This window comes from Streptomyces sp. AcH 505 (genome assembly GCF_000818175.1).
In the GTDB taxonomy this organism is placed as follows: Bacteria; Actinomycetota; Actinomycetes; order Streptomycetales; family Streptomycetaceae; genus Streptomyces.
This window is the reverse complement of sequence record NZ_JTIY01000001.1, coordinates 5,315,583-5,325,995: the sequence shown is the minus strand read 5'-3', so window position 1 is coordinate 5,325,995 and position 10,413 is coordinate 5,315,583. Positions and strand designations below refer to the sequence as shown.

Below are 10,413 nucleotides of genomic sequence, written 5' to 3'. Positions count from 1 at the left end.
CGCCGGGCCACCCGGCTGGCACGCGCCGCCCGCGCGGCGCTGGTCAGGCACTGACCGCGCCGTCCCGCACGGCCCGGCACACCACGGCCCGTTCCGCATCCCGGGAGCGGCCCTTGGAGTGGTCCGGTGCCGCGTCGGGGTCACAGCGCCCGACACCTGGCACCGGTCCTTGGAAAGATCACCCCGGCCGCCCACGCTCGCCTTCCGCATGCACGCAGGACATGCACGCTCGAAGGGAAAGCGATGAGAGCAGCAGTCAAGTACGGGGCTCTGGCCACCCTCGGCTCCCTGGTCCTGTCGGCGCTCGTCGTCGCCCCGGCGAGCAACGCGGCAGGCTCGGACACGCGCGCCGCCGGTACGCACGGCGCGGGCACGGCGGCGGGCGCCGGTACGACGACCGCCGAGAGGTACGGCGTCGCGCTGGCGGCCGAGCGTGCCGCAGCCGCCGGGATCACGTTCGGCACCTGCCCCAAGAACGAGATGCTGCCCCCGCCCATCACCTGCGGCACGGTCAAGGTCCCGCTCGACTACGCGGCGCCCGATGGCCGCACGATCGCGCTCACCGTCAGCCGGGTGCGCGCCTCGGGCAAGCCGCAGGACCGGCAGGGCGCCTTCGTCTTCAACCCCGGCGGGCCCGGCGCCTCCAGCATGTACTTCCCGATGGCGGCGGTCATGCCGGAGTGGAAGCGGATCGCCGCCGCGTACGACATCGTCGGCTACGCGCCGCGCGGCGTCGGCCACTCGGCCCCGCTGTCCTGCGAGGACCCCGCCGACTTCGCCAAGGCGCCGACCCAGTCGCCCCGGCATCCTTCGGAGTCGTACAAGCGGGAGCGGATCGCCGAGGCCAAGGCCTACGCCCAGGGCTGCGCCGACCGCGCGGGCGCCGCGCTGCCGTTCTACACGTCGCTGAACAACGCACGCGACCTCGATGTGCTGCGGGCCGCCCTCGGTGAGCAGAAGCTGACCTTCATGGGGTCCTCGTACGGGACGTACTTCGGCGCGCTGTACGCGACGCTCTTCCCGTCCCACGTCCGCCGTATGGTCTTCGACTCGGCGGTCGACCCGGACCCCCGGCAGATCTGGTACCGCAACAACCTCGACCAGTCGCGCGCCTTCGAGCAGCGCTGGGCCGACTTCCGCGCCTGGGTCGCCAAGCACGACAAGACGTACCACCTCGGCACCGACGCGGCGGCCGTGCAGAAGAGCTACGAGCAGGTGCGGGCCCGGGTGGCGCAGGAGCCGGCCGGCGGGAAGGTCGGCCCCGGCCAGCTCCAGGCGGCGATGCTCGGGGCGGGTTACTACGACGACTACTGGGCGATGCGCGCCACGGCGCTCTCCGAGTTCGTCAAGGGCAACGAGCAGCCGCTGATCGAGCAGGCGAGTCCGCAGCCCGCGGCGGCCGTCGACAACGAGAACGGCAACGCGGTCTACACGGCGGTCGAGTGCAACGACGCGCCGTGGCCGACGGACTGGCACGTCTGGGACCGCGACAACACCGCGCTCGCGGCGCGGGCGCCGTTCGAGACGTGGGACAACGCGTGGATGAATCTGCCGTGCGCCTACTGGCCCGCTCCCCGGCAGCAGCCGGTCGACGTCCGCACCTGGCCGGGCCAGTTGCCGCCGACGCTGATCCTGGCGGCCGAGCGGGACGCGGCGACCCCGTACCCCGGCGCGCTCGAACTGCAGAAGCGGCTGGCGGGTTCCGTGCTGGTGACGGAGCGGAACGCGGGCACGCACGGCATCGCGGGCGGCAGCAACGCCTGCGTCAACACGTACGTGGAGGACTACCTGCTGACCGGACGGACGCCGGTGCGGCGCGCCGAATGCGCGCCGCACGCGGAACCGAACCCGGTGTCGCTGGACGGCCGGTCGGGCGGCCGGAAGCTGCCGCCGGTCGTCTGATCTTCCGGGAGTCGGACAGGTGGCCGGGCCGGCCGGTCAGGCCAGTCCCGCCACCAGGTCCGCCACCGACTTGCGGCGGCCCGTGAAGAACGGGATCTCCTCACGGACGTACTTACGGGTCTCGGAGCCCCGCAGATGGCGCATCAGGTCGACGATGCGGTACAGCTCGTCCGCCTCGAAGGCCAGGATCCACTCGTAGTCGCCGAGTGAGAACGACGCCACGGTGTTGGCCCGTACGTCGGGGTAGTCGCGGGCCATCTTGCCGTGCTCGGCGAGCAGCGCGCGGCGGTCGGCGTCCGGCAGCAGGTACCAGTCGTAGGAGCGCACGAACGGGTAGACGCTCACATAGTCGCGGGGCTGCTCGTCGGCGAGGAACGCCGGGATGTGCGACTTGTTGAACTCGGCGGGGCGATGCAGCGCCATGTTCGACCAGACCGGTTCGAGGGCGCGGCCCAGCTTGGTGCGGCGGAAGCGGTTGTACGCGTCCTGCAGCTCGTCCGAGGTCTCGGCGTGCCACCAGATCAGCACGTCGGCGTCGGCGCGCAGCGCGGACACGTCGTACGTGCCGCGCACGGTGACGTCGGCCTTCGCGAGCTGGTCGAACAGGGCCTGGACCTCGGCGGCGTGGTCGTCGCGGTCCTCGGGCAGCGCGTCGCGCAGCTTGAAGACGGACCACAGGGTGTAGCGGATGACCTCGTTGAGGTCCTTGGCCTTCTTGCCCGCGTTCGGGGACTTGTCCGGTGCAGCAGTCATGCGGCTATTCTCCCGTGCCCCGGCCGGTGCCCCGCGCCGGGGTGAGCGTGGCGATGATCTCGTCGGCGGCCCGGCGGGCGCTCGCGACACAGGCGGGGATGCCGACGCCGTCGTAGGCCGCGCCCGCGACGCGCAGTCCGGGCAGCGCGCCGACCGCGGCACGCACCCGGGCGATCCTGGCCTGGTGTCCGACGGGGTACTGCGGCAGCCCGCCGGTCCACCGGGTCACCAGCGAGGCGACGGGTTTGCCGGTGAGCCCGGTCGCGGCGCCGAGGTCGTGCACGGACAGGTCGACGAGTTCGGCGTCCTCGCGGTGCAGCTGCTCCTCCTCGCCGTAGCGCCCGACGGAGGTGCGCAGGACGAACAGGTCCGGGGCGGCCTCGGCGACCCAGCCCCATTTACGGGTCGAGAACGTGGCCGCCTTGATGGTGTGTCCGTCGACGGGCGGTACGAGAAAGCCGCTGCTGTCCGGCAGCGCGGCCAGGTCGGCGCGGCGGAAGGCCATGGTGACCAGCGCCATCGACGCGTACTCGATCGCGGCGAGTTCGGCCGATGCGGTGGGTGATTCGTCGGCGAGGAGCGCGGAAGCGGACCAGGCGGGGGTCGCCAGGACCACACCGTCGGCGCTGAGCAGCTCCCGGTCGGTGCGCACCCGCCAGCCGTCGGCGGTGCGCGCGAGGCCGAGGACGGGGGTCTCCAGCAGGATCTCGCCGCCGGCTGCCCGTACGGCGTCGGCGACGGCGCCCGGCAGCCGGCCGATGCCGCCCCGGATGCCGGCGAAGACGGGGGCGCCGACCTGCTGGGGTCCCGCGGCGGCAGCGGCCTTGGCCTGGATGTCGCGTACGCCCGCGAGCAGCGAGTCGTGGTCCTGGACGGCGGCGAAGAGCTGCGGCACGGCGGCCTTCATCGAGATCCGGTACGCGTCGCCCGCGTAGACCCCGCCGAGCAGCGGCTCCACGAGCCGGTCGACGACCTCACGGCCGAGCCGCTCGGCGACGTAGTCACCGACGGAGACGTCGTCGCCGACCTCGGTGCGCGGCAGCCCGGGTTCCGCCGCGATCCGGGCGAGTCCTTCGGCGGACAGCAGCCCGGCGAGCGCTTCGGGGTCCCCGGGGACGCCCATCACATGGCCCTTGGGCATCGGCCGCAGCTCGCCCCGGCTCCAGATGGCGGATCCGGCGGCGCTGGGCGGCTGGAGCAGGTCATCGAGCCCCACCTCGCGCGCGAGGCCGACGGCCTCCGGGCGGCGGGCCAGCATCGACTCGGCGCCGAGGTCGACGGGGGCGCCCTCGATCTCGCCGGCGCGCAGCTTTCCGCCGAGCCTGTCGGTGCCCTCCAGCAGCGTCACCCGTACCCCGGCGGTGACCAGCCGGTGCGCCGCCGCGAGCCCGGCGATACCGCCGCCGGCCACCACGACATGCCTGGCGCGCGTACCAGGCTGCTCCGTTCCCGTGTCCATGGCCTCCACTCTCTCAAACCGCTCCGACATGCCGTGACCGAGTCCTGACCGTGACTGCTTCGAGACCGCGGAACGGCAACCCGCTCGGCGGTCCGTTACGTCGAACCGGCACGACGCACGATCGTTCACAGGGGGGCCGACATGCGCGCAACACCCGCTATCGCGGCAGTACTTCTCACCGCTTCACTCGCTCTCGCCGGTTGTTCGGCCGACACGGATTCAGGCAGCGCCGACAAGGCGGCGAACAGCGCCGCCCGGCCTCGGGAGGGCGCGCCGGGCGCCGCGGCGCAGGCCGACGGCACACCGCGCGAGCAGCAGAAACAGCAGCAGGCGACCGCACGCTCCGCGACCTACGTCATCAGGACCGCGGAGCTGACCGTGCAGGTCACGGACACGGAGAAGGCGCTCGCCACCGCCCGTACCACCGCTGTGGGGGCGGGCGGGCTCGTGCAGAACGAGTCCACCGAGCGGGACTCGACCAATCATGTGACCTCCACCATCGTGCTGCGGGTCCCGCAGGAGTCGTACGACGAGGTGCTGGACGAACTGGCCGGCACCGGGCGGCTGGTGGCGCGCAGCTCCGACGCGAAGGACGTCACCGACCAGGTGGTCGACGTGGACAGCCGGGTCTCCTCGCAGCGCGCCAGCGTGGCGCGGGTGCGGGAGTTGATGGACCGGGCCACGAAGCTCAGCGATGTGGTCGAGCTGGAAGGCCAGTTGAGCAGCCGTCAGGCCGATCTGGAGTCGCTGCTCTCCCAGCAGGCGTCGCTCAAGAACCGTACGAGCATGGCGACGATCTCGCTGAACCTGTCCCAGAAGCACGCGGTGGCGGCCAAGGAGAAGGCGGAGGACGATCCGGGCTTCCTGGACGCCCTGGGCGGCGGCTGGGACGCCTTCACCGGCACGCTGCGCTGGATCGGCGTCGTGATCGGCGCCGTGGCACCCTTCGCCGTCGCACTGGCGGTGCTGTACCTGCTGTGGCGGCTGGTGCGCGGCCGGCTGCCCCGCCGTACCGCGCCGGTCCCCGCCGCGCAGCCGCGGGAGGCCGCCGAACAGGAATGACGGCGTGAGCGCGTAGCGTTCGGTGGCAGACACCGGACGGAAGGAAACGGCATGGCGGCGGAGCGCTTGGTGGTCATCGGCGGTGACGCGGCGGGCATGTCCGCCGCGTCACAGGCCCGCCGGCTGAAGGGGCCGCAGGAGCTGGAGATCGTCGCCTTCGAGCGCGGCCACTTCACGTCGTACTCGGCGTGCGGGATCCCGTACTGGGTGAGCGGTGACGTCCGGGGTCCTGACGACCTGATCGCCCGTACGCCCGAGGAGCACCGCGAACGGGCCATCGACCTGCGGACCCGTACCGAGGTCACGGAGATCGACGTGGCGGGGCAGCGGGTCCGCTCCCGCGACCTGGACGGGGGCGGCGAGGGCTGGACGGGCTTCGACAAGCTCGTGATCGCGACGGGCGCCCGCCCGGTGCGGCCCGCGCTGCCGGGGATGGACGCGCCGGGCGTGCACGGCGTCCAGACGCTGGACGACGGCCAGGCGCTGCTGGACACGCTCGCCGGTTCCGGCGGCGGCCGCGCGGTCGTCGTCGGCGCGGGCTACATCGGCGTGGAGATGGCGGAGGCGCTGCTCAAGCGCGGGTACGAGGTCACCGTCGTGCACCGCGACGAGCAGCCGATGTCGACCCTCGACCCGGACATGGGGAAGCTGGTCCACTCGGCGATGGACGCGCTGGGGATCACCACGGTGGGCGGCGCGTCCGTCGCGGCGATCAGGACCGGCGACGACGGCCGGGTGCGCGCGGTTGCCACCGAGGACGCCGAGTACCCGGCGGACGTGGTGATCCTCGGTCTCGGCGTCGAACCGCGCACGGAACTGGCCCGCGAGGCCGGACTCCCCCTCGGGCCGAGCGGCGGGCTGCTCACCGATCTGGCGATGCGGGTGCGGGGGCACGACAACATCTGGTCGGGCGGCGACTGTGTGGAGGTGCTGGACCTGGTGTCGGGCACGACCCGGCACATCGCGCTGGGCACCCACGCCAACAAGCACGGCCAGATCATCGGGTCGAACGTGGGCGGCGGCTACGCCACCTTCCCCGGGGTGGTCGGCACGGCCGTCAGCAAGGTGTGCGACCTGGAGATCGCCCGCACCGGGCTGCGCGAGAAGGACGCCCGCGCGGTGGGGCTGCGGTTCGTGACGGCGACCGTGGAGTCCACCCACAGCGCCGGCTACTACCCGGGCGCGACGCTGATGACGGTGAAGATGCTCGCCGAACACCGCACCGGCCGGCTGCTCGGCACCCAGATCGTCGGCCACGAGGGCGCGGCGAAGCGGGTGGACATCGCGGCGGTCGCGCTGACCGCCGGGATGACCGTGGAGCGGATGACGACGCTGGACCTCGGCTACGCGCCGCCCTTCTCCCCGGTCTGGGACCCGGTGCTGGTGGCGGCGCGCAAGGCGGTGACCAAGGTGCGCGAGGCGGGTATGTGACGCGCCGTCAGTGTGCGGTGCGCGTGTGGACGTATTCGGTGAGCCGGGTCAGCGCGTCCGGGTCCATCGTGGGCAGCACGCCGTGGCCGAGGTTGAAGACGTGGCCTTCGAGCCCGGCCGCCGCTTCGAGCACCTCGCGGGTCTTCTCCTCCACCACCTCGGTGGGGGCGTAGAGCACGGTCGGGTCGAGGTTGCCCTGGAGCGCCTTGCCGGGCCCGACCCTGCGGGCGGCCTCGTCCAGGCTCACCCGCCAGTCGACACCGACGACGTCGGCGCCCGCGTCGCCCATCAGCTTGAGCAGTTCGCCCGTGCCGACGCCGAAGTGGATGCGCGGAACGCCGTACGGGGCGATCGTGTCGAAGACCTTCGCCGAGGCGGGCATCACATGGCGCTCGTAGTCGGCGGGGGCGAGGGCGCCGGCCCACGAGTCGAAGAGCTGGACGGCGCTCGCGCCGGCCTCGACCTGCACCTTCAGGAAGGCGCCCGTGATGTCGGCGAGCCGGTCCACGAGGTCGGCCCACAGCTCGGGGTCGCCGTACATCATGGCCTTGGTGCGCTCGTACGTCCGCGAGGGGCCGCCCTCGATCAGATAGCTGGCGAGCGTGAACGGCGCACCCGCGAAGCCGATGAGCGGGGTCTCCCCCAGCTCGGCGGTGAGCATCCCGATGGCTTCGGTGACGTAACCGACGTCGTCCGGGGTGAGGTCACGCAGCCGGTCCAGGTCGGCGCGGCTGCGGATCGGGTCGGCGACGACGGGACCGACGCCGGGCTTGATGTCGAGGTCGAGGCCGATGGCCTTGAGGGGCACGACGATGTCGCTGTAGTAGACGGCCGCGTCGACCTTGTGGCGCCGTACGGGCTGCAGCGTGATCTCGGTGACCAGCTCGGGCCGCGTGCAGGACTCCAGCATCGGAATCCCCTCACGCACCTTCAGGTACTCGGGCAGCGACCGGCCGGCCTGCCGCATGAACCAGACCGGGGTGTGCGGCACCGGTTCCCGCCTGCACGCCCGCAAAAAGGGCGAATTGTGACTGACGGGGGGCTTTGTCGGCTGGCCCGAGGGGCGGTCGTTGACGCTCACGCCCAGAATCTTCGCATGTACGGGTAAGCGGCAGGGCCGGGCCGGGTGTCCCTCCCTGCGCGCGGCCCTGGTTCGGCCTAGTCTTCCCCGCATGGCTGCGGCTCAGGGACAGTTTTCCGATCATTCCAACGGCGCCGGTGACAACGGCAGTACGGACAGTACGGAGGGGAGTTCCGTGCCGCCCGCCTTCCGGCTCGCGGTCGAGGCGCTCCGGGGGGCGCGGTTGCGTCCCGAGATCGAGATCGACCCGACGAAACCGCCCCAGCGGCTCGCCCCGCACGCGTACGCGCTGGAGGCGGCGGTCGTGGACGGCGACGACGATCTGGCCGACGGCCGGCTCGTCCTGCTGCACGACCCGGCGGGGCACGAGGCATGGCACGGCACGTTCCGCCTGGTGACGCTCGTACGGGCCGAGCTGGAGCCGGAGATGGCGGCCGATCCGCTGCTGCCCGAGGTGTGCTGGTCGTGGCTGACGGGCGCACTGGAGGCGCGCGGTCTCTCGTACGGGGAGGCGAGCGGCACGGTGACCCGCGCGGGCTCGCACTACTTCGGCGGCCTCTCGGAGCGCAGGCCGGCGACGCAGATCGAGATCAGGGCGTCGTGGACACCGCGCGAGGGACACGGCGGGGTGCCGGACTCGGCGGCCCATCTGGCGGCCTGGTGCGATCTGTTGTGCCAGATCGCCGGACTGCCGCCGGCCGCGTCCGGCCCCGCGCCGGGCCAGCACGAGTCCGGGGCGGGTGTGGTGTCGCTGCCGCAGCGGCGCGGCCCACAGGCTCCCTGACATGCCCTCAGCGGGGGCGTCCGCTCGTAGGATGATCGATCACTCGTCCGAATTGCCCGAATTGTTACTCACCAAATCGTGATCTTTCTCTAAAGGCGGGCGCGATTGGTGCCGAAGAGGTCTATGACCCTTCAAACACGGTTCGCCCCGGCTTCACCCCCCAGAGGCCGGCTCGTCCCGCACCTTCCCCCAGGAGGCCTGGTGTCCGTTCTCCTTGAGCAGCCCGCAAGCCTGGTCGCCTACCGCCCGAACAAGCCGACGGCCATGGTCGTCGTGGCCGACCCACGCGTCCGCTCCACCGTCACCCGCCACCTGTGGGCCCTTGGAGTGCGTGACGTCATCGAGGCTTCGTCCATCGCGGAGGCCCGTCCCCGTGTCAGCAACCCGCGCGACATCTGCGTTGCCGACGTCCACCTGCCCGACGGTTCCGGGCTGACCCTGCTGTCCGAAACCCGGGCAGCGGGCTGGCCCAACGGCCTCGCCCTCTCGGCCGCCGACGACATCGGCGCGGTACGCAACGCGCTCGCCGGCGGCGTCAAGGGCTACGTCGTGACCGGTACGCGCAACAACATCGGCCACCCCACCCGTCCCGGCGCCGCACCCATCGGCGCAGGCCAGCGCATGCACCGCCGCCCCCCGGGGGCCCCGAGCCACCCGGGCGGCTACCGCGAGCTCTCCGGCCGTGAGGTCGAGGTGCTCAGACTCGTCGCCGAAGGTCAGTCGAACAAGGCGATCGGCGTCTCCATGGGCCTGTCGGCCCTGACCGTCAAGAGCCACCTCGCCCGTATCGCGCGCAAGCTCGGCACCGGCGACCGGGCGGGGATGGTCGCCGTGGCCCTCCGTACCGGAATCATCCACTGACCACTTCTCACCCCCTGCGCCCGCCGACAGAACGCATCGTCGGCGGGCGTAGTCCGTCGACAGATACCCTTGACAGGTGACCGACGCCCAAGAGACCGCAGCAGACGCAGCACTGCGAACCACCGGGGGCGCTCCTCCGGCCGACGTCGATTCGGCGCCGATCCCCTTGTTGGAGCCCCGCGAAGGCATTCCGCCGGTGGTCGCGACCGACGAGGCACTCGCGGAGGTGATCGCCGCCTTCGCCGCCGGTACGGGGCCGCTGGCCGTCGACGCGGAGCGCGCGTCCGGCTACCGCTACGGGCAGCGCGCCTACCTCGTCCAGCTGCGCCGCGCGGGCGCCGGCACCGCGCTGATCGACCCCATCGGCTGCCCCGACCTCTCCGCGCTCGGCGACGTACTCGCCGACACCGAGTGGATCCTGCACGCGGCCACCCAGGACCTGCCGTGCCTGCGCGAAATAGGCATGACGCCCACCCGGCTGTTCGACACCGAGCTGGCAGGCCGGCTGGCGGGCTTCCCACGAGTCGGCCTCGGGGCGATGGTCGAGAACGTCCTCGGCTTCGCCCTGGAGAAGGGCCACTCCGCCGTGGACTGGTCCACACGTCCGCTCCCCGAGCCCTGGCTGCGGTACGCCGCGCTCGACGTGGAGCTGCTCGTGGACCTGCGCGACGCGCTGGAGAAGGAGCTGGACCGCCAGGGCAAGCTCGACTGGGCGCTCCAGGAGTTCCACGCCATCGCATCGGCCCCGCCGCCGCCCCCGCGCAAGGACCCGTGGCGCCGGACGTCCGGCATGCACAAGGTGCGCCGGCGCCGGCAGATGGCCGTCCTGCGGGAGCTGTGGAACACCCGCGACCAGACGGCGCAGCGGCGCGACATCTCGCCGGGCAAGGTGCTGAGCGACGCGGCGATCGTCGAGGCGTCGCTGGCCCTGCCGGTCAACGTGCACGCGCTCACGGCGCTGCCCGGGTTCGGGCACCGGATGGGCCGGCGGCAGCTCGAACAGTGGCAGGCGGCGATCGACAGGGCACGCGCCCTGCCCGACGCGGAGCTGCCCCAGCCGGGCCAGCCACTCCAGGGCCC

General features: G+C 72.5%; 9 protein-coding genes. 6 read left to right on the top strand and 3 right to left on the bottom strand.

The window, feature by feature from the left end:
* The first annotated feature begins 243 nt into the window (after positions 1 to 243).
* Positions 244 to 1,902, top strand: coding sequence for an alpha/beta hydrolase (locus HY68_RS23945; protein WP_041992064.1), 1,659 nt, complete (start codon positions 244 to 246; stop codon positions 1,900 to 1,902).
* A gap of 36 nt (positions 1,903 to 1,938) precedes the next feature.
* On the opposite strand, the gene hemQ is transcribed toward HY68_RS23945, so the two are convergent.
* Together hemQ and hemG are read right to left on the bottom strand one after the other, a co-directional pair.
* Positions 1,939 to 2,655 (bottom strand): hydrogen peroxide-dependent heme synthase, encoded by a 717-nt coding sequence (gene hemQ / locus HY68_RS23940; RefSeq protein ID WP_041992062.1) that lies wholly within the window; start codon positions 2,653 to 2,655, stop codon positions 1,939 to 1,941.
* Between the two features lie 4 nt (positions 2,656 to 2,659).
* Positions 2,660 to 4,114 (bottom strand): protoporphyrinogen oxidase, encoded by a 1,455-nt coding sequence (gene hemG, locus HY68_RS23935; RefSeq protein ID WP_041996991.1) that lies wholly within the window; start codon positions 4,112 to 4,114, stop codon positions 2,660 to 2,662.
* Positions 4,115 to 4,255: 141 nt separating this feature from the next.
* Here hemG and HY68_RS23930 point away from each other — a divergent pair, with 141 nt between their 5' ends.
* Positions 4,256 to 5,176 carry a DUF4349 domain-containing protein gene (locus HY68_RS23930; protein ID WP_041992059.1) on the top strand — a complete coding sequence of 307 codons (921 nt, stop codon included), beginning with the start codon at positions 4,256 to 4,258 and terminating at the stop codon, positions 5,174 to 5,176.
* Between the two features lie 51 nt (positions 5,177 to 5,227).
* The gene (locus tag HY68_RS23925; protein ID WP_041992056.1) at positions 5,228 to 6,607 is read left to right on the top strand and encodes an FAD-dependent oxidoreductase; all 1,380 of its coding nucleotides are present in this window, start codon (positions 5,228 to 5,230) and stop codon (positions 6,605 to 6,607) included.
* A gap of 7 nt (positions 6,608 to 6,614) precedes the next feature.
* Here HY68_RS23925 and hemE read toward each other — a convergent pair whose 3' ends face one another.
* Complete coding sequence (hemE, locus tag HY68_RS23920) at positions 6,615 to 7,688, bottom strand: uroporphyrinogen decarboxylase (RefSeq protein ID WP_041992053.1); 1,074 nt, start codon at positions 7,686 to 7,688, stop codon at positions 6,615 to 6,617.
* A 91-nt stretch (positions 7,689 to 7,779) separates the two neighbouring features.
* On the opposite strand from hemE, the gene HY68_RS23915 reads away from it, so the two are divergent.
* The 3 genes from HY68_RS23915 to HY68_RS23905 all read left to right on the top strand — a co-directional run.
* The gene (locus tag HY68_RS23915; protein ID WP_041992051.1) at positions 7,780 to 8,472 is read left to right on the top strand and encodes a DUF3000 domain-containing protein; all 693 of its coding nucleotides are present in this window, start codon (positions 7,780 to 7,782) and stop codon (positions 8,470 to 8,472) included.
* A gap of 201 nt (positions 8,473 to 8,673) precedes the next feature.
* Positions 8,674 to 9,333, top strand: a complete 660-nt coding sequence (locus HY68_RS23910) for a response regulator transcription factor (RefSeq protein ID WP_041992049.1) — start codon at positions 8,674 to 8,676, stop codon at positions 9,331 to 9,333.
* Positions 9,334 to 9,409: 76 nt separating this feature from the next.
* The coding region (locus HY68_RS23905) for an HRDC domain-containing protein (RefSeq protein ID WP_041996988.1) at positions 9,410 to 10,413 on the top strand (1,004 nt) is incomplete at its 3' end.

Excerpts from the sequence above, each read along its gene's own strand:
- HY68_RS23925 (WP_041992056.1), top strand. The coding sequence starts at position 5,228 with ATGGCGGCGGAGCGCTTGGTGGTCATCGGCGGTGACGCGGCGGGCATG.
- HY68_RS23945 (WP_041992064.1), top strand. The coding sequence starts at position 244 with ATGAGAGCAGCAGTCAAGTACGGGGCTCTGGCCACCCTCGGCTCCCTG.
- HY68_RS23915 (WP_041992051.1), top strand. The coding sequence starts at position 7,780 with ATGGCTGCGGCTCAGGGACAGTTTTCCGATCATTCCAACGGCGCCGGT.
- HY68_RS23930 (WP_041992059.1), top strand. The coding sequence starts at position 4,256 with ATGCGCGCAACACCCGCTATCGCGGCAGTACTTCTCACCGCTTCACTC.
- hemG (WP_041996991.1), bottom strand. The coding sequence starts at position 4,114 with ATGGACACGGGAACGGAGCAGCCTGGTACGCGCGCCAGGCATGTCGTG.
- hemQ (WP_041992062.1), bottom strand. The coding sequence starts at position 2,655 with ATGACTGCTGCACCGGACAAGTCCCCGAACGCGGGCAAGAAGGCCAAG.